This window comes from Nocardioides sp. S5-5, from assembly GCF_054954065.1.
Map to the genome: position 1 here is coordinate 862,985 of NZ_CP199913.1, position 22,306 is coordinate 885,290.

Consider the following 22,306-nt stretch of genomic DNA (forward strand, 5'->3'; position numbering starts at 1 on the left):
CTCCAAGATCGTAAGCATGCTGGTTAGGGCGCTGAGACATCCGATCGCCTGCGCGCCTTCCCACGACTCGAGAGTGAGATCCATCATGTCGACGAACATCTCCGTGCTGACCGGCCTGCGTGCGAGCGAGCGGCGCTATGCCATCGCCGTCATCGACGGGCCGAACGTCTCCAACCTCGCGCGCCGCAACAAGCGGATGTACGGCCCGCAGGTCTCGGCGGAGGGGCTCGGACGGTTCGTCGAGGAGTGGGGTACGCGGCTCGGCGTCGACATTGAGCGCTTCATGTCGAACCACGAGGGCGACATCCTCGAGTTCATCCACGAGTCCGGTGATCGCGTCGACGGCTATCTCGTCAACCCCGCCGGTCTCACGACCACGAGCGACATGGTCCCGTTCGCCCTCTACGACACCGGCAAGCCGGTGGTCGAGGTGCACTTCGCCAACATCAAGGCCGCGGCATCGACCGCGCGGGGCCCGGTGTACGGGCCCCGTGAGTCCACCTTCACGCCCTACGTCTCCGGACAGTTCATGGGGATGCGCGAATACAGCTACGCCGGCGCGCTGCTGTCGCTCGTGCTGGCACTGGACGACCAGACGTTCCTCGGCGCGCCGTCAGAGGGCTGATGACCTCCAGCGCATCGCCGCCTCCGGTCGGCGGGCAGGCGGTCGACGACTACCTTGCCCAGGGTGGCCGATGGTCCAGGGGCCTGGAGGCGGTGCTGCTCCGATCGCCCCTCTTCGGGGAGGCGCACCTGCGGATGGCGACGAGTGCCCTGCGCGACGGTGGGCTCAGTCGCAAGACGCGGGAGTTCGTCCTGGTGGCGGCCAACCTGAACGCCACCCACCTGAACATCGACGCTGCTCGGGACCATCTGCGCAGCGCCCGGGCTGCAGGAGCCACCGACGAGGAGCTGCTCGAGGTCGTCCAGTGCGCAAGCCTGGTCGGGTTCCACGCCGTCGTCATCGGTCTCGGGCCGCTCCAGCGCCTGGCGCCGGTGGACCTGTCCCGCGAGCTCACCCCGGCGGAGGTCGATCTGAAGCAGGCGTTCGTGGACCGGCGAGGCTACTGGTCGCGCCAGTGGGACCAGCTCCTCCGGCTGGACGGCGCCTTCTTCGCCGACGTACTGGAGTTCTCCGCAGCTCCGGGCGCCACCGGTGCGCTCTCCGCTCTGGACCGCGAGTTCGTCTACATGGCCTTCGACTGCTCGCCGACGCACATGTTCGAGCCGGGGCTGGAGCTGCATATGCGTGAGGCACTGAGTCTGGGCGCGAGCCCCGACGACCTACTCGCTGTTCTGAAACTCGTCAGCGGCATCGGCATCGAGGCAGCAACCATCGGCTACCAGCTCCTCGACTACCTCTGAGGTCACTGGATCCTGCGTAAGATGCGCGGGTTTCAGGACGACGATGTGGCGACGCTGGTGCTGAACCGCGCCGAGCGTCGAAACGCTATGAGTGACGAGATGCTCGAGTTGTTGGCCGCATACACGGCCGACCTATCGGCCGATGACTCGATCGGCGCCATCGTCCTGACCGGCAACGGTTGAGCCTTCTGCTCCGGCGGCGACGTCCAGGTGTTCGACGATGGCGGCGGCGAAGGCGGCGGAGACGTTGAGGTCGACCCGTCGCTGGTCGCGTGACAGCGCGATGTACAAAGACGTACAGGCGCGAGCGCACCGTGATGAAGACGGCCTTCGCCACGGTCGGCCTCTCCGGCGACTTCGGGGTCGCCTGGTTGCTGGATCGCCTCGTCGGTCTCGAGAAGGCCCGCGAGCTGATGCTGCTCGACCCCAAACTCGACGCCCGCTTGGCCGATGGGCCGCGAGGCATTCGCGCTGGCGAACGCCGACCTTGCGGAGGCGCCACACATCTCACGCTGGAGGAGAGCATGGGAGGCCGCGAGGTCGCCCGCCACAAGGCGACCGAGCCGACGGCCTACCATCGGGCGGCTGTGCGCGATTTCGTGCAGGTGTGGGGTGCGTCCTAGGTGTGTAGACGGTCGACGGTCCTGACCCCTCCTCCTTGTGGGTCACGGCTTTGAGGCGGCGGTGATCACCGACTCGAACGCCGCGGCGAGTGAGTCCGCGACGGAGTCGGCTTCGCCGAGGTAGCCGTTCACCATCGCCCCGTCGCGCAGCATCATGAGTTGCCGCGCGGACGCGACCGGATCAGGGGCTCCGGCCTCCGCTGCGATGCTGGCGAACTCGTCGAGCATCCACTGTCGGTGCTCCTCGACGGCGGCGCGGACCCGGTCGTCCGGATCTGAGAACTCGGCCGCGGCGTTGATGAATGCGCACCCGCGGAATCCAGGGCTGCAGCTCGCGGCGCCGATGCCCTCGGCGATCGCGCGCAAGGATTCTGCTGGGTCGTCGGCTTGGCGCATGGCGGTGAACCAACTGCGCTCTGCCGTTGCCTGCTGGGCGAGGTAGGCAACGACGAGGTCGCTCTTGGTGGGGAAGTGGCGGTAGAAGGTGACCTTCGTGATCCCGACCTGAGCGATGATGCGATCTGCGCTCGTAGCACGGATCCCGTCTGAGTAGAACAGCTCGGCGGCGGCCTGCAGGATGCGCTCCCGCGTGGCAGGACCGGACCTTGTCCTTGTGACTGCGGGTGCCTCGTTCTGCATGGTCCCTCTCTGGATCTCGGTGGCCGTCTCTTGCATTGGTGTACGAACTAGTCTACCTTCTTCACGTAGACGTACTAGTAACTCTACATTCATTCGACCAGAGGAGAGATCATGTCCACAACGCTCTACCGCACCACCGCCACCTCGACGGGAGAAGGTCGCGCCGGAGGCCGCGCGGTCACCGATGACGGCCTGCTCGACGTCACTGTCGCCATCCCCGCATCGATGGGTGGCCCTGGCGGTGCGACCAACCCGGAGCAGTTGTTCGCCGCTGGCTGGGCCTCGTGCTTCCACTCGGCGCTGAAGATGATCGCGGCGCAGCAGAAGGCGCCGCTGACCGACTCCACGGTGGCGGTCGAGGTCGAACTCGCCAAGACGGATGCTGGCGGCCTTGCCCTGAGCGCGGGAGTGCGCGTACACGTCGGCGATGGCCGCAGTCACGAGGCGGCGGAGGCCCTCGTCGCGGCGGCGCACGAAGTATGCCCGTACTCCGTCGCGACCCGCGGCAACGTCCCCGTCACCCTCATCACCACTGCCGCCTGAGCGGCCTGCCGGAAACGAGAGAAGCCATCATGACCAGCACCGGAACCACCACCACCACCGCACCCGTCGCCGCGTCGGCGTTTAGTCGCTCGCTGCGCGACCTGTACGTCGTCCGTTTCGTCTTCGCCCTCGTTTGGGTGGGGATCATGTTCGCGGCCTTCACCGACCGGACCGAGCCGAGCGCGCTCCTGACCGTTCTGCTCATCATCTACCCACTCTTCGACGCCGGTGCCGTCCTATGGCAGTTGCGCGCCGATCCGGACCGCCATCGCTCGAAGGTCGCCGAGCGTACCAATGTCGTCGTCAGCGTCGCTGTCGCGGTCGCGCTCGGCATCTCCTCGTCGACGGACATCTCCGCGACGCTCGCGGTCTGGGGCGTGTGGGCGATCGTCGCCGGCGTACCGCAGCTGATCGCCGCGATCCGCAACCGCCGCAGCGGCGGCCAGGTCGCGCAGATGCTGTCGGGGGGCATCTCGGTGTTCGCCGGTCTCGGCTTCCTGGCCCAGGGCATCCAGGGCGACGGCAAGATCTCGGGCGCAGCCGGCTACGCAGCGCTCGGCGCGATCTTCTTCCTCGTCTCGGCTGTCAGGTTGAGCGCGGCACTGAGGAAGCAGCAGGCATGAGCACCCCGCAGACATGCCCGGTCGACTACGACCTGATCGTGGTCGGCGGTGGCCCGGTCGGCGAGAACGTCGCCGACTACGCCTCTCGAGCGGGTGCCCGGGTCGCGATCATCGAGTCCGAGCTCGTCGGCGGCGAGTGCTCCTACTGGGCCTGCATGCCCTCCAAGGCACTGCTGCGCAGCGGGCAGGCGCTCCGTGCCGCCCGCCGTGTCCCGGGTGCGCGCGAGGCCGTCACCGGAACACTCGAGGCCGACACGGTCCTCGCGCGGCGCGACAAGTTCACCAGCGGCTGGAAGGACGACGGACAGGCCGCATGGGTCGCGTCCGCCGGCATCGACCTCATCCGCGGCTTCGGCACCATCGTCGCTCCCGGCCGTGTCAAGGCCGGAGACCGTGTCTATACCGCACGCGCCGTTGCGTTGGCAACCGGGTCCGTGCCGGTCGTCCCCACCATCCCGGGGCTCGAGGAGTCCCGGGCCTGGGGAACGCGCGAGATCACCTCGGCCGACCACGTGCCCGCGAGCCTGATCGTCCTCGGCGGCGGCGTCGCCGGCACCGAGATGGCCTTCGCCTTCTCCTCTCTCGGCACGAAGGTCACCGTGCTCTCGCGCGATGTGCTGCTCGAGCGCGAGGAGCCCTTCGTCGGCGAGATTCTCGCCGCGCCACTCGAGAAGGAAGGCGTTGACGTACGGATCGGCGCGGCGCCAGTCCGCGTCGACCGCAACACCGACGGAACCGTCAACCTCGTGCTGGACGACGGTTCCAGCCTGCAGGCCGCAGAGCTGCTGGTAGCCACCGGCCGTCGCCCCGCCACCAGCGGCCCTGGTCTCGCGACGGTCGGAGTCGACGAGCGCCTGACTGTCGACGACACGATGCTCGTCGATGGCACCGACTGGCTGTAGGCGGTCGGCGATGTCAACGGCCGCGCGCTTCTCACGCACCAGGGCAAGTACCAGGCGCGCGCCGCCGGGGAGGCTATCGCGGCGCGCATCAACGGCACCGCCGCATCTGTGGAGGCTTGGGGGCAGCACGTCGCAACGGCCGACCACGGTGCCGTACCGCGCGTCGTGTTCACCGATCCCGAGGTCGCCGCGGTCGGGCTCACCGAGACGCAGGCGAGGGAGGCGGGCCTCGGCGTGCGCACCGTGGAGTACGACCTAGGGCAAGTTGCGGGCGCGAGCCTGCATGCGGACGGGTACGCCGGGCGCGCCAAGCTCGTCGTGGACGATGCGCGCCGCGTCGTCGTGGGCGCGACCGTCGTCGGGCAGGACGTGGCCGAGCTGCTGCACTCTGCGACGATCGCCGTCGTCGGAGAGGTCACGCTCGACCGTCTCTGGCACGCGGTGCCGTCGTATCCCACCATCAGCGAGGTCTGGCTACGGCTCCTCGAGGCCTACCGGAGGACGGCGCAGTAGTCTCGCCAGTACGTACCGATCGGCGTGGTGCTACATGCGGCGCGCCCGCCAAGCCCAGCCGGCGGTACACGACCGCCCAAGTGGAAGCGGTCCCCTGCCGGAGCCACGCTGTCGCACGCGGTTGACCTCGGACGGCCCTCGTTGGGCAGCCTAGAGTCACCGTGACTCCGCGATTCGATCAGGGCATTCTCGCGCTGCAGGTGTCGACGCCTCAAGGCGTCGCCGACGATGACTAACGCGAGAGCCACGCCGCGATGAGGCCTTGTCGCGGCCGCAGGCAGCGGCGCTGGCGCCCGGCATCGCGGAGGGACGCGCAGCACGCTGAACGCACCGAGCCGACTGCCCGCCGTACGACCCGGGACCTCGCTCACTGGACGGCGCCGAGCCCGGAGCTGGGTCGTCGCAGCCGTCACCGCGACCGCGATCAGCGGCAGGAGTGCGGGGACCGGCAGAGACGCCGGTCGTGGCACAGTGCGCGCTCGAAGCGGGCCAGCTCTCCCACGCCACCGCGGGCACCAGCACCCCGGTGGTGTGGGCGAGGGGGCGGCGGCGCGACGTACGCCGCGGTGCGCCGCATCGACCTGGACCAACTCGACGCGATGGTGGCGCGACCCGGCACCGTCATCAACAACGCCGTGCCCGTGGCCGATCTGGAGCCCACCCCGATCAACCAGGCGTTCATCGGCTCCTGCGCCAACGGCCAGCTACCCGACCTGGAGAAGGCGGCCCGGGTCGTGGCAGGCCACCGGGTCGCACCCGGAGTGCGGCTGATCGTCACCCGAGCCTCCCATCAGATCTACCGCGAGGCCGTCGAGCGCGGCTACGTCTCGACACTGAATCTCGTCGAGCCCGGCGACATCGTGGTCGCCGGCCGCAACTTCGGCCTCGGATCGAGCCGCCTGGTCGCCGAACTGTTCACCACAAATGGGCGTCGCAGCCCTGGTCGCCGAACAGTATAACTCCCTGTTCCTGCGCAACTGCCTCAACTTCGGGCTGCCTGCGGTGACCATCCCCGACGCCACCAGCTTCGTCACCGAGGGCGACGTCGTCACCCTCGACATCGAGCACGGCACCGCCACGATCGAAGCGAGGGGCGCCGAGCGCAGCCTCACCAGGTTCCCCGAGTTCTTGGTCGAGATGCTCCGGCGCGGCGGGCTGATCCGCCGCTCGAAGCGGCCGGGCACCTGCGGACGCCGGCCGAATCGACGATGTGAGCAGCCGCGAGGAGGGGCATCCGCTGGCCGTCGCGGAGCTCGGCAGCTGGTCAGCGATGCAAAGTCGAGCGCACCCCACGCCTGGATGAACGGCTACGGCAAACTCCGCCGCTGCACCGAGAAGAACACCAACGTCATCGACTTCTACCTGCACCTTGATGCCCGGGTGCCCCGCCGAGCAAGCGGTAGACGTCCTGCGTGACCTCGCGGTCACGGGTCGCGCCGCGGGGTAATACCGGGGGAGGTTTTGTTGAGCGGCGAGTGATGGGTTAGTGCGTGGTGCAACAGCGGTGTCTGCGTTATCCAGAGATCGCCGTGTCGGCCAAGCATATAACCGCAGGTCAGGGATGGGTTCCTGACGGAATTGGCGCCGCATGCCGGTCGGTGCCCCAGGCAAGAGTCGAACTTGCGACCTTTCGCTTAGGAGGCGGCTGCTCTATCCACTGAGCTACTGGGGCGTGGAGACCATATTGTCAGGTCGGCGCGGACCGGTCCGGATTGGGTCGACGCGGGGCCAGCGGGGACAATGGTGGGCGACTCGCCGCCGCGCTTGGCGCGGACCGTACGGTGGGCGTGGTACCACCGGTGCCGATCGGCCGCTGACTCGGCAGCGTCGAGAACAGACCATCCGCTGCGAGCGGCCACACGACCAGGTGATCCATGACGCAGGACGATCAGACCGGGCGCCCCGACGCGCCCGGGAGCCGCGCGCGGCGGGTGTCCACCTCGCGGGCCGATCGCGACCGGCGCCGGCCCCGCGGTGAGCGCCCGGCCCGGCGCAGCGGCGGGGCGCGGCGGGTGGCCGGGGGGCGGCGCAAGGCGCCGCAGCCGGGCAAGCTGGTCTTCAAGGTCATCCTGGCCAGCCTGATGTCGCTGGGCCTGGCGACCGGCCTCGGCGTGGTGCTGATCTACAACAACTGGAACGGCAACATCGACCGTCGCGACCTCTCGGCGCAGGTCAAGAACCGACCCGAGAAGGAGGTCGCGGGCCCGCAGGAGCCGATGAACATCCTGGTCATGGGCTCCGACACCCGCTCGGGCAAGGGCAACGGCATCGACGGCGCGTCGACCGGCGGGCTGTCCGACACCACCATCCTGTTCCACCTCTCGGCCGACCGGGAGTTCGCCTACGGCATCTCCATCCCGCGCGACACCGCCGTGATGCGGCCGACCTGCTACAAGCCGGACGGCGCCGAGATCCGGGCGGCGACGTCGTACGACAAGTGGAACGCCGCCTTCGCGTACGGCGGGCCGGCCTGCACCATCCAGCAGTTCGAGCAGGTCACGAAGGTCCGCGTCGACAACTACGTCGTGGTCGACTTCAACCAGTTCAAGGACATGGTCAACGCCCTCGACGGCGTCGAGGTCTGCATCCCCGACGACATCGACGACGACGTGCGCCACATCTACCTCAAGGCGGGCACCCGCGAGATCAAGGGCAACGAGGCGCTCACCTACGTCCGGGCCCGCTACCGGATCGGCGACGGCACCGACCCCAACCGAACCCGGCGCCAGCAGGCGTTCATCGGCTCGATGATCAACAAGGCGCTCACCGCCGGCATGATCGCGCGGCCCGACCGGATGATCAGCTTCATGAACGCCGCGACGTCGTCGCTGCAGACCGACTTCAAGGGCATCGCGCAGATGGCCGACCTGGCCGTCACCGCGAAGGGCATCGGCGCCGACAACATCAAGTTCATCACCACGCCGTGGGTCTACTCCGACAAGGTGAGCTCCGGCATCGAGTGGACGCCCGAGGTCAACAAGCTGTGGCAGCTGGTCCGCCAGGACAAGCCGCTGACCGCCGAGTTCCTCAAGGACGCGCTCAGCGCCGGTGACAAGCCCGACGGCTCGCCGTCCGCCACCGACGACGCGACCGAGTCCCCCTCCGAGACGGGCACGCCGTCCGACACGGCCAGCGCCTCCGGCACGCCCAGCGGTACGCCGGGCGACACCGCCACCGACGGCGAGACCCCGCCGGCCACGGGCCTGAGCGCCTCCGGCCGCGAGGCCGCCGGTCTATGCACCTGAGGCCGGTCGTCGTGGGCGAGCAGCGGGAGACCGACTGGGAGCGCCGGCGCCGGCTGGCCGAGATCTTCGGCGACGCCGAGCCGTCGGTGACCTCCGACGAGCGCGACGACACGCCTCCCGCCAGCCGCGAGAGCGCGAGCGAGCGCTGGCTCAAGGCCCAGGTCCCGCCGCACCACGGCGACTGACGGTCCGCGCGTGAGGTGACCTCACCCACAAATCCTACGCTTGCGTAGCATTTTTGTTCACGGGCGTCGTATCTTCCTCTCAGAGGATTTCCTCGAGGGGGACGACGATGACGAGGCCGGCGGGACCTGTGGGGGTCATGGACGCGGTGGCGACGAACCTGGACCGATTGGTCCGGGCGCCGGACCAGAGCGCGCTGCGCGAGCTCGACCGGCTGATCCGGCTGCTCGGCGAGCAAGGGCTGGCGCGCCGGCACCGGCGCCTGGAGGAGGCCGGTACGACGGGGGCGAGCCGGGTGTCCGCGCTGTTCGCCCTGCTGCGCGACGCGCCCCGGCTGCGGCGACTGCTCGACGAGGACGAGGGCGCCGACGAGTCCGTCGACACCCTGGTCGCTCGCCTGCAGATGCAGAGCGCCTGGCTGGTCGCGATCGGCCTGGCGCCGTCCGACGGCCCGCGGGTCCGGGGCGAGTTGGCCGCGCTGCGCTCCGCCCTGCGCCCGCTGCTCGCCCGCCCCTGGGGTGACCTGGACGAGGTCGCCGCCCGCGGGGCCGCGGTCCTCGGCCCCGACGCGGCGGACGTCGTCCGGTGCATCCAGGCGGCCTGCCAGGAGATCCAGATCTCCAACGAGCGACGCGTGGTCAGCGCCCAGGTCCGCGCGTACGTCGCCCGCAGCGGCCTGACCCAGCGCCAGTTCGCCACCATGATCGGTACGTCGCCCTCGCGGCTCTCGGCCTACGTCAACGGGGGCACGGTCCCGTCGGCGGCGTTGATGCTGCGGATGCAGCGCACCGCCGGGCGATCGGCGTCGCTCCCCGTCGCCGGCTGAGCTCAGTCCGGCTGTCGGCCGGCCCGGTGCGGCCGGGTCGCGCGGTACGCCGCCGGTCCGTAGGTCGCGGCGATCTCCTCCTTGGTCCAGCGGTCCGTGGTGAGGTGGATGCGGACCGCGGACTCGGCCGCCGACATGAAGAACTCCAGGAGCAGGAGGCTCTCGCCGTCGCTCGGCACCGGCTCGCCGGGTGGGACGTCGGCGAGGTGGATCGCCGCGACGTGCCGCGCGATCTCGCGGCGCTGGTCGGCGAACGCGATGCTGCGCGGGTCGTCGGGCGAGGCGAACACCATGAACCGCCACAGGTCGCCGTGGGTCTCGACGGTGTCGAGCAGCGCCTCGAACCCGGAGACGAAGGCCGACTCCTGGTCGTCGAGGCTGGTGACGCTGTAGAGGGCCGCGCCGACCACGGTCATCAGCTCGGCCGCGTCGCGCTCGATCAGCGCGGCGATGAGGGCGTCGCGGTCCGGGAAGACCGAGTAGATCGTGGGCCGGGTGACGTCGAGCTCGGCGGCGACGTTGGCGAAGGTGATGTCGGCCAGCGAGCCGCGCAGCGCGAGGTGCCGCGCCGCGTCCAGGATCTGGGGTCGGCGGCGCTCGGGCCCCAGATGGGCCGCGCGCTCCCTCTTCTCTTTCCCCATGATGCCTCCCCCATTTTGCTACGCTCGCGTCACAAAATTTGCCGGACCGGGAACCGTGCAAAGTCCGTCATGATACGCCGACCGGAGGTCGCCGATGCGCCGGGTGCGCCTTGCCGTGGCCAGTCTCCTCGCTCTGCTCGCCGTCGTCTGCGCCATGGCGTCGGTCGTCGCGGTGTGGGGCCGTGGCCAGATCCTCGACACCGACCGCTACCTGTCCTCGGTCGCGCCCCTCGCCGGCGATCCGGTGATCCAGACCGAGGTCGCCGACAAGGTCGCCGACGCGATCGCCGCCCGCCTCGACCTGGTGGGGTACGCCGAGGACGCGCTCGGTCCGAAGGCCGGGTTCCTCGCCGCGCCGCTCGCGAGGGTGGTCGAGGACTGGATCGCGGACACCGCGCGCGACGTGGTCCGCTCCGACGAGTTCCGCAGACTCTGGGTCGCCGCCAACCGGCTCGGGCACGCCGAGCTGGTCCGGCTGCTCACCGGTGAGGAGCCGCCCGGCGTGGTGATCACCGCCGGCCGGATCCAGATGGACCTGACCGGGCTGGTGGAGGTGGTCCGCAGCCGGCTGGCCGCCGCCGGGCTCTCCATCGTCACCACCATCCCGCCGATCACGCTGGTCGTCGACGTGGCCGACGCCGACGGGCTGACCACCGCCCGCAACGCGGTCGACCTGCTCGACCGGCTGGCCTGGTGGCTGCCCGTGCTGACCCTGTGCCTGGTCGCGGCCGCCGCCCTGGTCGCCGTCCGCCGCCGCCGGACCGCCGCCTGCACCCTGGTCGCCATCGCCTGGGCCATGGTGCTGCTGCGGGTCGTGGTCGGCGTCGGCAAGCGGATCGCCGCCGACCACGTGCCCGCCGACATCGCGAGCCGGCTCGCGGTGGACCACTACTACGACCACCTGCTGCACCTGCTCGAGCGCGGCCTGCTCACCGCTGTCCTGGTGGCCGGGGTGCTGCTCCTCGGCCTCGCGGCCACCACGGTCGACGTACGACGCCCGCGGCCGCCCACCGGCCACACCGCGAGCCTGCTCGGGGTCCTCGCCGCCGTCCTGGTCATCCTCGGCTGGGGCCACGCGGCGCTGCTGGTCCTGGCCGCGCTGGTGACGATCGCCGCCGCCCTGGCCGCGGCGGCCGGCCGCGACACCGAGTCGCCCGCCGCATGAGCGGCGGCTGGCTCGCGCGGGCCCGCGCCCTCGGGCAGCGGCTCGCTCAGCGGTTCCCGGTGGCAGGGGAGACGGTCGCGGAGTTCCGCCGGGTCGAGGTGCTGGACCGCTCGGTGGTCGTCGCCGCCCAGGCGCTGCTGGCGCTGATCCCGCTGGTCGTCGTGCTGGTCGCGTTCCTGCCGGCCGACCTCACCCGCACCGGCATCGACCGCTTCGCCGGCCTGACCGGCCTCGACCGGGCCGCGAGCGACCTGGTCTCGAGCTCGGGGGCGGTGGCCCGGCCGTCGGCGGAGGTCCGCTCCCAGGTCGGGGTGCTGAGCGGGGTGGTGATCTTGGTGTCGGCCTCGTCCTTCGCCCGCGCCGTGCTGCGCGCCTACGAGAAGGTGTGGGACCTGCCTCGGATGGTCGGCATCCGCGCCCGGGCCCGCGCGCTGGGCTGGCTGCTGTGCTGGCTGGCCGCGCTCCAGGGCGTGGCCGTCGGTGGCTGGCTGGCCCGGGACGCGGGCATGCCCGTGGGCCTGCGGCTGATCCTGCAGGCCGTGCTGCTCGCGGCGCTGTGGTGGTGGTCGCTGCACGTGCTGCTCTGCGGGCGGGTCGCCTGGCGCCGGCTGCTGCTCAGCGCAGCGCTGAGCGGGGTCGCGCTGGTGGCGTACTGCGTGGGTGCGGCCGCCGTGATGCCGGCGCACGTCGTCGCGGTCGTCCACCGCTTCGGCGCGTTCGGGCTGGTGCTGGGCGTGGCCACCTGGCTGATCGGCATCGCGGTCGTGGTGGTCGCCTCGGCCACGCTGGGCCGGATCGCCGACCGAGTCCTGCGGACATGGCGAGGGCCGGTGGGTGCGCCCACCGGCCCTCGGTCTGATCGTGCGGCGCTCAGGCGCGGCTCGCGAGCGAGTCGCGGATCTGCCTGAGCACGTCGATCTCGGCCTCACCCGGCTCCGGGTCCGGGAAGAAGCGCTCCTTGGCCTTCGTGTATGGCATGACCACGAGGAAGTAGACGACGGCGGCCAGGATCACGAACGCCACGACGGCGTTGAGGAAGGCGCCGAACGAGTTCGGCGCGTTGCTGAAGACGTCGCTGGCGGAGTCGGGCATCTGGGCGGTGAGCCAGTTGACGAAGGTGTTGACGACGGTCGCGAACGAGGCGCCGATGATGACCGCGACGGCCAGGTCGACCAGATTGCCTCGCAGGATGAACTTCTTGAAGCCGTTCATGAATCTCTCCTCTGTCCCGAGACGGTGGTGGAGGTCGGGACCCCTCTTCTTGGCAACAGAAACTAACTGCGACTCCATGTGTAAGTCACGTATTCGGCAGCGGACGCCGACGTGACGTGGTAGACGACATCCGAATCTAGCGCCAGCACGACGAGTCGCCCCGGAAGCGCGCCGTCGGCGCCCGTGACGGGGTCGGGGACGGCGAGGACGGTGGCGACGGGCGCCAGCAGGTCGGTCGTGCCGGTCTGGGTGTCGGTGCCGAGCAGGCTGATCCGGTCGCCGGGACGCAGCAGCGTCACCTGCGCGGCGTCGGAGAGCCGGATCGGTACGACGACGGTGCCGGCGGGCTGGGCCGTGCCCAGGGCCGGACCGACCAGGCGCACGTCGGTGACCGGCTCCCCGGCGCGCAGGGGAGCGGCCAGTCGGCGACCGACCGGGTCGCGGGCCACCCCGTGCGGCACGACGGCCGGCGGCACCTCGACCGTCACGACGTCGGCCGGCGAGAGCTCCCGGCCGGCCGGCAGGTCCCGGGCGGCGACCAGGACCGCCGCGGTCGCGGGTGGTGGCGGCGCCAGGGAGCGCACGGCGACGGCGGCGCCGAGACCGAGCAGCAGGGCGGCGATCAGGCGACGGCGGCGCAGGACCCGGCGTCGTACGCCGTCTCGGGCGTCACGCAGGCGACGCAGGGGCGAGCGGGCAGGCGGGTCGCGGGTCTCCATGCCGGCGACCGTAGGCCGCCGCGACGCCGGCTGCCGGCGTCATCCACAGGCTCAGGCGGGCGAGGCGGCCGAGCTGGAGCTGGACGAGCCGGAGGACTCGCTCGACGAGCTCGACGAGCCTGAGGGGGCCGACGAGCTCGAGGACGCGCTGCTCGCGTCGCTCGACGACGCGGCCGGCGTGCTCGACGCGCTGCTCGACGACTTGCTGTCGGTCTTGTAGAAGCCCGAGCCCTTGAACACGACGCCGACGGCGTTGAACACCTTGCGCAGCTTGCCGGTGCACTCGGGGCACGTGGTCAGGGCGTCGTCGCTGAACTTCTGGACCTGCTCGAAGGCGTGACCGCACTCGGTGCACAGGTACTGGTAGGTGGGCATCGACGTTCCTCGCTTGGCACTCTCGCCCTAGCACTCTTGCCGGGCGAGTGCCAATGCTACGCCAGCAGGCAACCGCACGGCACAATGGCGCCACCATGGCGGACCTCGACTCTCCCTCCCCGGCCCGGACCCGATGGCCCCGTTGGCTGCGCTGGACCGTGGCCCTGGGCGTGCTGCTCGTCCTCGTCCTCGTCGCGGGCCTGACCACCGCGGTCGTCGGGGTGCGCCGCTCCTGGCCGCAGACCGGAGGCGAGCTGTCGGTCAGCGGCCTCGACGGCGAGGTGCGGGTGGTCCGCGACGACCACGGCATCCCGCAGATCTACGCCGACTCCACGCACGACCTGATGCTGGCGCAGGGCTTCGTCCACGCGCAGGACCGCTTCTTCGAGATGGACGTGCGCCGCCACGCCACTGCCGGGCGTCTCTCGGAGCTCTTCGGCGAGTCCGGCCTCGAGACCGACCTGGTGGTGCGCACCCTCGGCTGGCGCGACGTCGCCGAGAAGGAGGTCGCGCTGCTGCGCCCGGCCACCCGCAGCGCGCTGGACGCCTACGCGGAGGGCGTGAACGCCTACCTCGAGGGCCGCTCGACCTCGCAGCTGTCGCTGGAGTACAGCCTGCTCGGCATCACCGGTCTCGACTACCAGCCCGAGCAGTGGAGCGCCGTCGACTCGGTCGCCTGGCTCAAGGCGATGGCCTGGGACCTGCGCGGCAACCTCGAGGAGGAGATCGGCCGCGCGATCACCACGGCCACCGTCGGCGCGGAGCGCACCAAGGACCTCTACCCCACCTACCCGTACGCCGAGCACGCCCCGATCGTCCAGCAGGGCGGCGTGGTCGACGGCGCCTTCGACCAGGACGCGAGCGCCGCTGGCGGCGCGCTGGGCCGCCCGCCGCTCGGCGACCCGGCCACCGTGCGGTCGCTGACGCGGGTGCGCGCGGTGCTGGCCGGCGTACCCCCGCTGCTCGGCCAGGGCGACGGCATCGGCAGCAACGCCTGGGTCGTCGACGGCGATCACACCGACACCGGCTCGCCGATCCTCGCCAACGACCCGCACCTCGGCATCTCGCTGCCGGGCGTGTGGACCCAGGTGGGTCTGCACTGCCGCACCCTGTCCGCCGAGTGCCCCTACGACGTCGCCGGGTTCAGCTTCTCCGGCGTGCCCGGCGTCGTGATCGGCCACAACCGCGACATCGCCTGGGGCTTCACCAACCTCGGTCCCGACGTGACCGACCTGTACGTCGAGCGGGTCACCGGCGACGCGTGGGAGTACGACGGCCAGCAGCTCCCGCTGACCCGGCGCACCGAGACGATCGGGGTGCGCGGCGGCGAGGACGTCGAGATCGTCGTCCGCTCCACCAGCCACGGCCCGCTCCTCTCGGACCTCGCGCGGTTCGCCGCCGAGGACGGGCTCGAGGTCACCGACGACGGCCTGCTCGACCAGATCGACGACGTCGCCGCCGCCCAGGACGAGAGCGACCCCGCCGTCTCGCTGGCCTGGACCGCGCTCACCCCACGCCCGACCGCCGACGCGCTGCTCCTGCTCGACCGGGCCTCCGACTGGACCTCGTTCCACAAGGCGCTGTCGTCCTTCGCGGTCCCCGGCCAGAACGTCGTGTACGCCGACACCGAGGGCCACATCGGCTACCAGGCGACCGGCGTCGTCCCGATCCGGCGTCCCGGCAACGACGGCCGGCTGCCCGCGGCGGGCTGGCTGAAGGAGACCGACTGGACCGGCGACGTGGTGCCCTACGACGAGCTGCCCAGCGTGCTCGACCCCGACTCCGGGATCATCGCCACCGCCAACCAGGCGGTGATCGACCCGGCCCGCTACCCGCCGTACCTCACCTCGGACTGGGACCTCGGCTACCGCTCGGACCGGATCAACCGGCTGCTCGCCGCCGACGACGAGCTCAGCGTCGAGGGGATGGCGGCCATCCAGCTCGACGACCGCAGCGCGATCGGGGAGGCGCTGACGCCGTACCTCCTCGACGTGGAGCTGCCGCGCGGCTACTACTCCGACGGGCAGCGGCTGCTGAAGTCGTGGAACTACCAGCAGGACGCCGACAGCGCGGCGGCGGCGTACTTCAACGTGGTGTGGCGCGAGGTGCTCGCCCGCACCTTCGCCGACGAGCTGCCGGAGGTGATCCAGCCCGACGGGGGCGACCGGTGGTTCGCGGTGGTCAGCGCGCTGCTGCCGCGTGGCAAGAGCCCGTGGTGGGACGACGTGCGCACCGACGACAAGGTCGAGCGGCGCACCGACATCCTGCGCGACGCGATGATCGCGGCCCGCGACGAGCTCACGGCGCTGGAGTCGCCGAACGCCGCCGAGTGGACCTGGGGCGCGCTGCACGAGCTCGAGCTGCGCTCCTCGACGCTCGGGGAGTCCGGCATCGGGATCGTCGAGCGGCTGTTCAACCGCGGCGGCTGGGAGGTCGGCGGCGGTGGCTCGCTGGTCAACGCGACCTCGTGGTACGCGCGGGAGGGCTACCAGGTCGCGACCGCTCCCTCGATGCGGATGGTCGTCCCGATGGACGACCTCGACGCCGCCCGCTGGATCAACCTCACCGGCGTCTCCGGGCACGCCTTCCACCCCCACTACACCGACCAGACCGACCTGTGGGCCCGGGGCGAGACGCTGCCGTGGGTGTTCTCGGAGAAGGCGGTCGACCGGGCCGCCGACGACGTGCTGCTGCTCACGCCCGAGGGCTGAGCCTCAGCACCCCGCCGGGGGTCGCGGCCGCGGTGACCGGCCGGTCGTGCGGCTCGGCGGGCACGTCGGGGAGCACCTCGTCGTCGTAGAGCAGCACGCAGGTGAAGGTGCCGACCGGCACCCGGGCCAGGGCCCGGTCGTAGGAGCCGCCGCCGCGGCCCAGCCGGAGTCCGGTGGGCGAGACCGCGAGGCCGGGCACCAGGACGACGTCGGCGGTGGCGACCGCCTCGACGCCGAGCCGGCCGCCCACCGGCTCGAGCAGGCCGCGACGGGCGGGAGCCAGCGAGGTGGGGCCGTGGTAAGGCGCCCAGTCGAGGTCGTCGTCGGGCAGCAGCACCGGCAGCACGACCCGCTTGCCCGCGTCGAGCAGGAGGTCGAGCAGGGCGGTGGTGCCGGGCTCGGTGCCGACGGAGACGTACGCCGCGACGGTGGCCGCCCGGCGTACCTCCGGCGTCGCGAGGAGGTGCTCGGCGATGGCTCGCGCGGCGGCCCCGACCTCGGTCAGCGAGCGGCGCCGGCGGGCGGTGAGGAGCTGGTCGCGAGCCGCGATCTTGGCCGCTCCGTGGAGCGGATGTGGACCTGTCACGCAGGAAGCCTACGATCGGCAGTATGGGTATGAGTGGTCGCAGTGGCGGCCTCGAGAAGGCGCGGGCGAAGATGCTCGACGCGGGGGTCGACCCCGTGGCGATCGAGACGTTCGCGCACTACTACCGGCTGCTGGAGCACGGCGAGACCGGCATGATCCCGGAGTCGACGATCGAGCCGGTCGACATGGAGAGCCTCGCCGACGTGGAGGTCCCCGACGACGTCGCCGCCGACGCGATCGGCAAGACGGTCGCGATCAAGCTCAACGGGGGGCTCGGCACCTCCATGGGGATGGAGCGAGCCAAGTCGCTGCTGTGCGTGCGTCGCGGCCTGTCCTTCCTCGACATCATCGCCCGGCAGGCGCTGCACCTGCGCCAGAAGTACGACGCCCGGCTGCCGCTGCTGCTCATGAACTCCTTCCGCACCTCCGCCGACACGCTGCACGCGCTCGGCCGCTACGAGGACCTGCCGGTGGAGGGGCTGCCCCTGGAGTTCCTGCAGAACAAGGAGCCGCGGCTCCTCACCACGGACCTCACGCCGGTCAGCTGGGCGAAGGACCCCGACCTCGAGTGGTGTCCGCCCGGCCACGGCGACGTCTACACCGCGCTGCGCGGCGCCGGCCTGATCGCGCGGATGATCGAGCAGGGCTACCGCTACGTCTTCGTCTCCAACTCCGACAACCTCGGCGCCGTCCCGGACCCGCGGATCGCCGGGTGGTTCGCCGCATCGGGAGCGCCGTTCGCGATCGAGGCGGTCCGCCGTACTCCCTCCGACCGCAAGGGCGGCCACTTCGCCCAGCGCAAGGCGGACGGCCGGATCGTGCTGCGCGAGACCGCGCAGACCCTGCCCGAGGACCGCGAGGCGCTCGCCGACCTCGACCGGCACCGGTTCACCTCGACCAACAACCTGTGGTTCGACCTGCACGCGATGAAGGCGGTGCTCGACGACCGCGAGGGCATCCTCGGGCTGCCGCTCATCCGCAACGTCAAGCCGGTCGACCCCGCCGACCCCGCGTCGCCGGAGGTGGTCCAGATCGAGACCGCCATGGGCGCGGCCATCGAGATCTTCGACGGCGCCCGGCTGATCGAGGTCGGCCGCGACCGCTTCATCCCGGTCAAGACCACCAACGACCTGCTGATCCTGCGCTCCGACGTCTACGAGATCGGCGCGGACTTCGCGCTCACCCAGGTCGCCGCCGACGTCCCGTACGTCGACCTCGACTCCGGCTACTACCGGACCATCCACGAGTTCGACCAGCGCTTCCCCGACGGGGAGCCGCTGCTGTCCCGGTCCACGGCGCTGCGGATCCGCGGCGACTGGACCTTCGGCCGCGGCGTGCAGGTCGTCGGCAGTGTCGAGCTGGACGCCAAGGGCGCCCAGCGGGTCCCAGCGGGCGAGGTGCTCTCGGGGTCGGATGACTGACCCGGCCTGTCCGGTCGAGGAGCACCGGTCGCGGGTGCTCCAGGGCGTCACCTCGCTGGCGCCGGAGGTCGTGCCGCTGGCCGACGCGCTGGGGCGCCGGCTCGCCGTCGACGTGGTCGCGACCCTGTCGGTGCCGCCGTTCGACCATGCGGCGATGGACGGCTTCGCGGTGCGTGCCGCCGACGTCGCGACGGTGCCGGCGTCGCTGCCGGTGACCGGCGCCGTGGCGGCGGGTGACGCGGTGCGGCCGTTGGCGGCCGGTACGGCGGTCCGGATCATGACCGGCGCGCCGGTGCCCCCGGGGGCCGACCTGGTCGTGCCCTTCGAATGGACCTCGGGGTCCGACCCGGTCGAGGTGCTCCGGCGGGCGGACGCCGGGCGGCACATCCGGTTCGAGGGGGAGGACGTCCGGGCCGGTGACGTCGCCGTCGCCGCCGGGGTCCGGCTCGGCCCGGCCCAGCTCGGCCTGCTCACCTCCGTCGGCGCCTCGTCGGTCACGGTCCAGGCCCGCCCGCGGCTGGCCGTCCTCTCCACCGGCGCCGAGCTGGTCGAGGGCCACGTGCCCGACAGCAACTCGCCCACCCTGGTGGCCGCCGGCCGCGCCGCCGGTGCCGACGCCACCGCGCTCGGGCCCGCTCCGGACGACCACGACGGCTTCCGTGCCCTGCTCGCGGCCGCGGCGGAGGCGGCCGACGTGGTCGTCACGACCGGCGGCATCTCCGCCGGCGACCACGACGTCGTCAAGGCCGTCCTGAGCGACGACCCCGCGTTCTGGTTCGGCCCGGTCGCGATGAGGCCGGGCCGCCCCCAGGGGTGCGGCGCGCTCGTCGCCTCCGACGGCCGCCGGGTCCCCGTCGTCACCCTGCCGGGGACGCCGATCGCCGCCTACGCCGCCTTCCTGCTGTACGTCGTCCCGCTGCTCGACGCGCTCGCCGGCACGCCCTCGCGGCCGGTGACCGCGCCGCTGGCCGCCTCCGTCCAGGCCGGCGACCGGACCGTGCTGCTGCCCGCCGTCGTGGACGCGGCCGGAGCGGTCCGGCCGCTGCCGGGGCACGCCGGCCACTCGCAGCGACTGCTCGCCGCGGCCGACGCGTTGCTCGTCGTACCGCCCTCGGGGAGGCTGGTGCCCGAGGGCACGCTCGTCGAGGTCCTCGCCCTGCATCCGCGACCCCAGGAGGACCGCCATGGCTGACGCGCCGCGGCTGACCCATGTCGACGCCTCCGGCGCCGCCCGGATGGTCGACGTCTCGGCCAAGGAGGTGACCCACCGGGTCGCGACCGCGTCCGGCCGGGTACACGTCTCGCCCGAGGTGGTGGCCCTGCTGCGCGGCGAGGGCGTGCCGAAGGGCGATGCGCTCGCCGTGGCCCGGATCGCCGGGATCATGGGCGCCAAGCAGACGCCCGCCCTGGTCCCGCTGTGCCACCCGCTGTCCATCTCCGGGGTGAGCGTCGACCTCACGGTCGCCGACGACGCCGTCGAGATCACCGCGACGGTCAAGACCACCGACCGCACCGGTGTCGAGATGGAGGCGCTCACCGCGGTGTCGGTCGCGGCGCTCACGGTGGTCGACATGGTCAAGGCGGTCGACAAGGGCGCGGTCATCACCGACGTCCGGGTCGAGACCAAGACCGGCGGCACGTCGGGGGACTGGTCGCGGTGACCGCTCCTCTCCCAGCGGCGGTGGTGGTGGCGTCGAACCGCGCCGCGGCGGGGGTCTATGCGGACACGACCGGTCCGCTCATCGTGTCCGCACTGCGCTCCTGGGGCTTCTCCGTGGGGGAGCCGGTGGTCCGGCCGGACGGCGAGCCGGTGGGCGCGGCGATCGCGCTCGCCGTACGCGACGGGGCACGGGTGGTGCTCACGACCGGCGGCACCGGCCTGACCCCCACCGACCGCACTCCGGAGGTCACCCGGCCACTGCTCGACCGCGAGGTCCCCGGCCTGGCCGAGGCGATCCGCGCGGCCGGTGTCGCGAAGGGCGTCCCGACCGCGGTCCTGTCGCGGGGACTGGCCGGCGTCGCCGGCTCCGCTCTCGTCGTGAACCTCCCCGGCTCGCGCGGCGGCGTGAAGGACGCGCTCGCCGTGCTCGAGCCGGTGCTGCTGCATGCCGTCGAGCAGATCGTCGGGAGCGACCATTGAGTGACGCCCCCCGCGAGCGGATGGTCGTCGGCGTACCCGGCCGTGCCTGGCCCAACGAGCTCATCTCCGGCACCGATCCCGTCGTCCGGCTGCGCCCCATCGCCGGCACCGACGCCCGCGCCTGGCGCACGGCCCGCCGCCGCAACGCCCTGTGGCTCGGCCCCTGGGACGCCACCGCCCCGCCCGGCTCCGACGCCCGACCCACCTCGTTCCGAGCCCTGGTCAAGCGGCTGCGCCGGGCCGCGCGCCGCGGAACGACGTACCCGTTCGTGGTGGAGGTCGACGGCGTCTTCGCCGGTCAGGTCAGCGTCAACAACATCGTCCGCGGCTCCGCCCAGTTCGCGTCGGTCGGCTACTGGATCGACCAGGAGTTCGCCGGCCGCGGGGTGATCCCCCGCGCCGTCGCGATGGTGATCGACCACTGCTTCTTCCTCGGCGGCCTGCACCGCATCGAGATCTGCGTCCGCCCCGAGAACTCCAACTCCCTGCGCGTCGTGGAGAAGCTCGGCATCCGCGAGATCGGCTACGCGCCGTACTTCCTCCACATCGACGGCGAGTGGCGTGACCACCGCATCTTCGCCGTCACCCGCGAGGAGGCCCCCCGGGGCGTGCTGATCCGTCTCGACCGTTCTGCCGGAGGTCCTGCCTAGCGTGACTTGTCGGGGGAGCCGGCAAATCACATGAGTCACACGAATCAATCTGTGACACACCGATGGACATGCGCCCCGCAGTCAGGTACCGCTCCTAACCTCTCGGTGTGGACCTGAGCTCGCTGATCTTCGTCGCCTTGTTCGTGGCGTGGGCGGTCTACCTCATCCCGATGGCGCTGCGACGCCACGAGGAGGACGCCTCCAGCCGCTCGGTCGACGGGTTCTCCGACCGGCTGCGGGTGCTCGCCCGGCGGGATGCGGTGTCGTCCACCGAGGCCGAGCTGGTCGCGACCGGCCGGCCGGAGAAGTCGTCCGAGACGCCCGAGACCTCTGAGAAGTCGTCCGGGAAGCGGGTCGAGGAGCCCGCGGCGCCCACCCCTGCGCCGCGTGCCACCCGCCCTGTCGCCACCTCCGCTCGCCGGGCCGCCGCGCGCCGCCGCCGGGTGGTCAACCTGCTGCTGCTCGCCATCGTGGCCGTCGCCGCCCTCGCGATCGGCAAGGTCGTCGCCTGGCCCTGGCTCGCCGCGCCGGCATCCCTGATGGTCGCGTGGCTGGTCGCCTGCCGGCTCATGGTCAAGCGCGAGCGCGCCGCCCGCGCGTCCCAGGCGCGCAGGCGTCGTACGACTCTCGCGGACGAGGCCATCGCCGCCGAGGACGCTTCCGAGGACGCCGCCGAGACCGACGAGCCGCGCGACGACACCGACGAGATCCCGGTCGTCACCGCCGAGGTCCTCGATGAGGCCGCCACCCCCGCGCAGGGCTGGACGCCGGTCCCGGTCCCGCTGCCGACGTACGTCGCCAAGGCCCCCGCCGGCCGGACCGTCCGCACCATCGACCTCGACTCCACCGGCGTCTGGAGCTCGGGCCGCAACGAGGCCGACTCCCTACTGGCCCGCGAGGCCGACGCCCAGCGCGCCCAGGACGCAGCCACCGCCGACGCCGAGCAGCGCCGCGCCTCCGGAGGCTGACCCCCGATTCGGTGACGCCTGTCGCCGGGTGCTACCGTTTCTCCTCGCTTGGGGGTGTGGCGCAGTTGGTAGCGCGTCTCGTTCGCAATGAGAAGGTCAGGGGTTCGAATCCCCTCACCTCCACCAAGTACGCAGGTCAGCGGCAGGGTTCCAGAACCTCACACGAGGAGAAGGAACCCTGTCTTGGCATTTACTCGGCACTTCGCCCCATCCCGCTGACGTCTCTGGCCGTAGTTCGATCGGCGCATCTGCGTTT

27 protein-coding genes, 2 tRNA genes and 1 pseudogene are annotated in these 22,306 nt (G+C 71.7%); 23 read left to right on the top strand and 7 right to left on the bottom strand.

Annotated features, from left to right (window positions below; all coding sequences use genetic code 11):
- Positions 1-103 precede the first annotated feature (103 nt).
- From ACUP6Y_RS04060 to ACUP6Y_RS04075, 4 genes are all read left to right on the top strand, one after another.
- Complete coding sequence (locus ACUP6Y_RS04060; RefSeq protein ID WP_462554332.1) at positions 104-625, top strand: type II 3-dehydroquinate dehydratase; 522 nt, start codon at positions 104-106, stop codon at positions 623-625.
- Positions 625-1,365, top strand: coding sequence for a carboxymuconolactone decarboxylase family protein (locus ACUP6Y_RS04065; RefSeq protein ID WP_462554333.1), 741 nt, complete (start codon positions 625-627; stop codon positions 1,363-1,365). The genes ACUP6Y_RS04060 and ACUP6Y_RS04065 overlap by 1 nt, the downstream gene beginning before the upstream one ends.
- A gap of 21 nt (positions 1,366-1,386) precedes the next feature.
- Positions 1,387-1,548, top strand: coding sequence for a hypothetical protein (locus ACUP6Y_RS04070; RefSeq protein WP_462554334.1), 162 nt, complete (start codon positions 1,387-1,389; stop codon positions 1,546-1,548).
- Between the two features lie 134 nt (positions 1,549-1,682).
- Positions 1,683-1,988, top strand: a complete 306-nt coding sequence (locus tag ACUP6Y_RS04075) for a Clp protease/crotonase-like domain-containing protein (RefSeq protein ID WP_462554335.1) — start codon at positions 1,683-1,685, stop codon at positions 1,986-1,988.
- A 42-nt stretch (positions 1,989-2,030) separates the two neighbouring features.
- Here ACUP6Y_RS04075 and ACUP6Y_RS04080 read toward each other — a convergent pair whose 3' ends face one another.
- Positions 2,031-2,627: a TetR/AcrR family transcriptional regulator gene (locus tag ACUP6Y_RS04080; protein ID WP_462554336.1), complete on the bottom strand. Its 597-nt coding sequence runs from the start codon at positions 2,625-2,627 to the stop codon at positions 2,031-2,033.
- A gap of 111 nt (positions 2,628-2,738) precedes the next feature.
- On the opposite strand from ACUP6Y_RS04080, the gene ACUP6Y_RS04085 reads away from it, so the two are divergent.
- The 6 genes and pseudogenes from ACUP6Y_RS04085 to ACUP6Y_RS04110 form a co-directional block, all read left to right on the top strand.
- Entirely contained in the window at positions 2,739-3,170 is a 432-nt protein-coding gene (locus ACUP6Y_RS04085; RefSeq protein WP_462554337.1) for an Ohr family peroxiredoxin, read from the top strand.
- Positions 3,171-3,199: 29 nt separating this feature from the next.
- Positions 3,200-3,793, top strand: a complete 594-nt coding sequence (locus tag ACUP6Y_RS04090) for a hypothetical protein (protein WP_462554338.1) — start codon at positions 3,200-3,202, stop codon at positions 3,791-3,793.
- Positions 3,790-4,695 (top strand): FAD-dependent oxidoreductase, encoded by a 906-nt coding sequence (locus tag ACUP6Y_RS04095; RefSeq protein ID WP_462554339.1) that lies wholly within the window; start codon positions 3,790-3,792, stop codon positions 4,693-4,695. Before ACUP6Y_RS04090 ends, ACUP6Y_RS04095 begins: the two co-directional genes overlap by 4 nt.
- 108 nt (positions 4,696-4,803) lie before the next feature.
- The gene (locus tag ACUP6Y_RS04100) at positions 4,804-5,208 is read left to right on the top strand and encodes a hypothetical protein (RefSeq protein WP_462554340.1); all 405 of its coding nucleotides are present in this window, start codon (positions 4,804-4,806) and stop codon (positions 5,206-5,208) included.
- A 566-nt stretch (positions 5,209-5,774) separates the two neighbouring features.
- Positions 5,775-6,167, top strand: coding sequence for an aconitase family protein (locus ACUP6Y_RS04105; protein WP_462554341.1), 393 nt, complete (start codon positions 5,775-5,777; stop codon positions 6,165-6,167).
- Positions 6,168-6,428: 261 nt separating this feature from the next.
- Positions 6,429-6,591, top strand: a pseudogene (locus ACUP6Y_RS04110) (IS5/IS1182 family transposase); the annotation flags it as partial.
- A gap of 216 nt (positions 6,592-6,807) precedes the next feature.
- Here the strand turns inward: ACUP6Y_RS04110 and ACUP6Y_RS04115 are convergent.
- A tRNA-Arg gene (locus ACUP6Y_RS04115) sits at positions 6,808-6,880 on the bottom strand.
- Between the two features lie 202 nt (positions 6,881-7,082).
- On the opposite strand from ACUP6Y_RS04115, the gene ACUP6Y_RS04120 reads away from it, so the two are divergent.
- From ACUP6Y_RS04120 to ACUP6Y_RS04130, 3 genes are all read left to right on the top strand, one after another.
- Positions 7,083-8,453, top strand: coding sequence for an LCP family protein (locus ACUP6Y_RS04120; RefSeq protein ID WP_462554342.1), 1,371 nt, complete (start codon positions 7,083-7,085; stop codon positions 8,451-8,453).
- Between the two features lie 11 nt (positions 8,454-8,464).
- Entirely contained in the window at positions 8,465-8,638 is a 174-nt protein-coding gene (locus ACUP6Y_RS04125) for a hypothetical protein (RefSeq protein WP_462554343.1), read from the top strand.
- Positions 8,639-8,745: 107 nt separating this feature from the next.
- Entirely contained in the window at positions 8,746-9,462 is a 717-nt protein-coding gene (locus ACUP6Y_RS04130; protein WP_462554344.1) for a helix-turn-helix domain-containing protein, read from the top strand.
- Positions 9,463-9,464: 2 nt separating this feature from the next.
- On the opposite strand, the gene ACUP6Y_RS04135 is transcribed toward ACUP6Y_RS04130, so the two are convergent.
- Positions 9,465-10,103 carry a TetR/AcrR family transcriptional regulator gene (locus ACUP6Y_RS04135; RefSeq protein ID WP_462554345.1) on the bottom strand — a complete coding sequence of 213 codons (639 nt, stop codon included), beginning with the start codon at positions 10,101-10,103 and terminating at the stop codon, positions 9,465-9,467.
- A gap of 94 nt (positions 10,104-10,197) precedes the next feature.
- Here ACUP6Y_RS04135 and ACUP6Y_RS04140 point away from each other — a divergent pair, with 94 nt between their 5' ends.
- The gene (locus ACUP6Y_RS04140; protein WP_462554346.1) at positions 10,198-11,268 is read left to right on the top strand and encodes a hypothetical protein; all 1,071 of its coding nucleotides are present in this window, start codon (positions 10,198-10,200) and stop codon (positions 11,266-11,268) included.
- A complete protein-coding gene (locus ACUP6Y_RS04145) occupies positions 11,265-12,176 on the top strand; it encodes a hypothetical protein (protein WP_462554347.1) in 912 nt (303 codons plus the stop codon). The genes ACUP6Y_RS04140 and ACUP6Y_RS04145 overlap by 4 nt, the downstream gene beginning before the upstream one ends.
- On the opposite strand, the gene ACUP6Y_RS04150 is transcribed toward ACUP6Y_RS04145, so the two are convergent.
- The 3 genes from ACUP6Y_RS04150 to ACUP6Y_RS04160 all read right to left on the bottom strand — a co-directional run bounded on the left by ACUP6Y_RS04150 (position 12,139) and on the right by ACUP6Y_RS04160 (position 13,574).
- Entirely contained in the window at positions 12,139-12,480 is a 342-nt protein-coding gene (locus tag ACUP6Y_RS04150; protein WP_462554348.1) for a large conductance mechanosensitive channel protein MscL, read from the bottom strand. The genes ACUP6Y_RS04145 and ACUP6Y_RS04150 overlap by 38 nt on opposite strands.
- A 62-nt stretch (positions 12,481-12,542) precedes the next feature.
- Positions 12,543-13,199 (bottom strand): SAF domain-containing protein, encoded by a 657-nt coding sequence (locus ACUP6Y_RS04155; protein ID WP_462554350.1) that lies wholly within the window; start codon positions 13,197-13,199, stop codon positions 12,543-12,545.
- 51 nt (positions 13,200-13,250) lie between these two features.
- Positions 13,251-13,574, bottom strand: coding sequence for an FmdB family zinc ribbon protein (locus ACUP6Y_RS04160; RefSeq protein ID WP_462554352.1), 324 nt, complete (start codon positions 13,572-13,574; stop codon positions 13,251-13,253).
- Positions 13,575-13,669: 95 nt separating this feature from the next.
- Here ACUP6Y_RS04160 and ACUP6Y_RS04165 point away from each other — a divergent pair, with 95 nt between their 5' ends.
- On the top strand, positions 13,670-16,285 hold the full coding sequence (locus ACUP6Y_RS04165; protein WP_462554354.1) for a penicillin acylase family protein: 2,616 nt from the start codon (positions 13,670-13,672) through the stop codon (positions 16,283-16,285).
- On the opposite strand, the gene ACUP6Y_RS04170 is transcribed toward ACUP6Y_RS04165, so the two are convergent.
- Positions 16,269-16,871: a 5-formyltetrahydrofolate cyclo-ligase gene (locus tag ACUP6Y_RS04170; RefSeq protein WP_462554356.1), complete on the bottom strand. Its 603-nt coding sequence runs from the start codon at positions 16,869-16,871 to the stop codon at positions 16,269-16,271. The genes ACUP6Y_RS04165 and ACUP6Y_RS04170 overlap by 17 nt on opposite strands.
- A 29-nt stretch (positions 16,872-16,900) precedes the next feature.
- On the opposite strand from ACUP6Y_RS04170, the gene ACUP6Y_RS04175 reads away from it, so the two are divergent.
- The 7 genes from ACUP6Y_RS04175 (at position 16,901) to ACUP6Y_RS04205 (ending at position 22,176) form a co-directional block, all read left to right on the top strand.
- Positions 16,901-18,292 (top strand): UTP--glucose-1-phosphate uridylyltransferase, encoded by a 1,392-nt coding sequence (locus ACUP6Y_RS04175; RefSeq protein WP_462556620.1) that lies wholly within the window; start codon positions 16,901-16,903, stop codon positions 18,290-18,292.
- Complete coding sequence (locus tag ACUP6Y_RS04180) at positions 18,285-19,484, top strand: molybdopterin molybdotransferase MoeA (RefSeq protein WP_462554358.1); 1,200 nt, start codon at positions 18,285-18,287, stop codon at positions 19,482-19,484. Before ACUP6Y_RS04175 ends, ACUP6Y_RS04180 begins: the two co-directional genes overlap by 8 nt.
- Entirely contained in the window at positions 19,477-19,953 is a 477-nt protein-coding gene (gene moaC / locus ACUP6Y_RS04185) for a cyclic pyranopterin monophosphate synthase MoaC (protein WP_462554360.1), read from the top strand. Before ACUP6Y_RS04180 ends, moaC begins: the two co-directional genes overlap by 8 nt.
- Complete coding sequence (locus tag ACUP6Y_RS04190; RefSeq protein WP_462554362.1) at positions 19,950-20,432, top strand: MogA/MoaB family molybdenum cofactor biosynthesis protein; 483 nt, start codon at positions 19,950-19,952, stop codon at positions 20,430-20,432. The genes moaC and ACUP6Y_RS04190 overlap by 4 nt, the downstream gene beginning before the upstream one ends.
- Positions 20,429-21,082 carry a GNAT family N-acetyltransferase gene (locus ACUP6Y_RS04195; protein WP_462554365.1) on the top strand — a complete coding sequence of 218 codons (654 nt, stop codon included), beginning with the start codon at positions 20,429-20,431 and terminating at the stop codon, positions 21,080-21,082. The genes ACUP6Y_RS04190 and ACUP6Y_RS04195 overlap by 4 nt, the downstream gene beginning before the upstream one ends.
- Positions 21,083-21,189: 107 nt before the next feature.
- Positions 21,190-22,050: a divisome protein SepX/GlpR gene (gene sepX / locus ACUP6Y_RS04200; RefSeq protein ID WP_462554367.1), complete on the top strand. Its 861-nt coding sequence runs from the start codon at positions 21,190-21,192 to the stop codon at positions 22,048-22,050.
- Positions 22,051-22,100: 50 nt separating this feature from the next.
- A tRNA-Ala gene (locus ACUP6Y_RS04205) sits at positions 22,101-22,176 on the top strand.
- Positions 22,177-22,306 lie beyond the last annotated feature (130 nt).

Bases quoted from the DNA above. Each gene is read 5' to 3' on its own strand.
- ACUP6Y_RS04065 (WP_462554333.1), top strand. From the start codon at position 625: ATGACCTCCAGCGCATCGCCGCCTCCGGTCGGCGGGCAGGCGGTCGAC.
- ACUP6Y_RS04165 (WP_462554354.1), top strand. From the start codon at position 13,670: ATGGCGGACCTCGACTCTCCCTCCCCGGCCCGGACCCGATGGCCCCGT.
- ACUP6Y_RS04150 (WP_462554348.1), bottom strand. From the start codon at position 12,480: ATGAACGGCTTCAAGAAGTTCATCCTGCGAGGCAATCTGGTCGACCTG.
- ACUP6Y_RS04155 (WP_462554350.1), bottom strand. From the start codon at position 13,199: ATGGAGACCCGCGACCCGCCTGCCCGCTCGCCCCTGCGTCGCCTGCGT.
- ACUP6Y_RS04135 (WP_462554345.1), bottom strand. From the start codon at position 10,103: ATGGGGAAAGAGAAGAGGGAGCGCGCGGCCCATCTGGGGCCCGAGCGC.
- moaC (WP_462554360.1), top strand. From the start codon at position 19,477: ATGGCTGACGCGCCGCGGCTGACCCATGTCGACGCCTCCGGCGCCGCC.
- ACUP6Y_RS04140 (WP_462554346.1), top strand. From the start codon at position 10,198: ATGCGCCGGGTGCGCCTTGCCGTGGCCAGTCTCCTCGCTCTGCTCGCC.
- ACUP6Y_RS04160 (WP_462554352.1), bottom strand. From the start codon at position 13,574: ATGCCCACCTACCAGTACCTGTGCACCGAGTGCGGTCACGCCTTCGAG.
- ACUP6Y_RS04175 (WP_462556620.1), top strand. From the start codon at position 16,901: ATGAGTGGTCGCAGTGGCGGCCTCGAGAAGGCGCGGGCGAAGATGCTC.
- ACUP6Y_RS04070 (WP_462554334.1), top strand. From the start codon at position 1,387: ATGCGCGGGTTTCAGGACGACGATGTGGCGACGCTGGTGCTGAACCGC.
- ACUP6Y_RS04095 (WP_462554339.1), top strand. From the start codon at position 3,790: ATGAGCACCCCGCAGACATGCCCGGTCGACTACGACCTGATCGTGGTC.
- ACUP6Y_RS04180 (WP_462554358.1), top strand. From the start codon at position 18,285: ATGACTGACCCGGCCTGTCCGGTCGAGGAGCACCGGTCGCGGGTGCTC.
- ACUP6Y_RS04085 (WP_462554337.1), top strand. From the start codon at position 2,739: ATGTCCACAACGCTCTACCGCACCACCGCCACCTCGACGGGAGAAGGT.
- ACUP6Y_RS04075 (WP_462554335.1), top strand. From the start codon at position 1,683: ATGAAGACGGCCTTCGCCACGGTCGGCCTCTCCGGCGACTTCGGGGTC.
- ACUP6Y_RS04080 (WP_462554336.1), bottom strand. From the start codon at position 2,627: ATGCAGAACGAGGCACCCGCAGTCACAAGGACAAGGTCCGGTCCTGCC.
- ACUP6Y_RS04145 (WP_462554347.1), top strand. From the start codon at position 11,265: ATGAGCGGCGGCTGGCTCGCGCGGGCCCGCGCCCTCGGGCAGCGGCTC.
- ACUP6Y_RS04120 (WP_462554342.1), top strand. From the start codon at position 7,083: ATGACGCAGGACGATCAGACCGGGCGCCCCGACGCGCCCGGGAGCCGC.
- ACUP6Y_RS04130 (WP_462554344.1), top strand. From the start codon at position 8,746: ATGACGAGGCCGGCGGGACCTGTGGGGGTCATGGACGCGGTGGCGACG.
- ACUP6Y_RS04090 (WP_462554338.1), top strand. From the start codon at position 3,200: ATGACCAGCACCGGAACCACCACCACCACCGCACCCGTCGCCGCGTCG.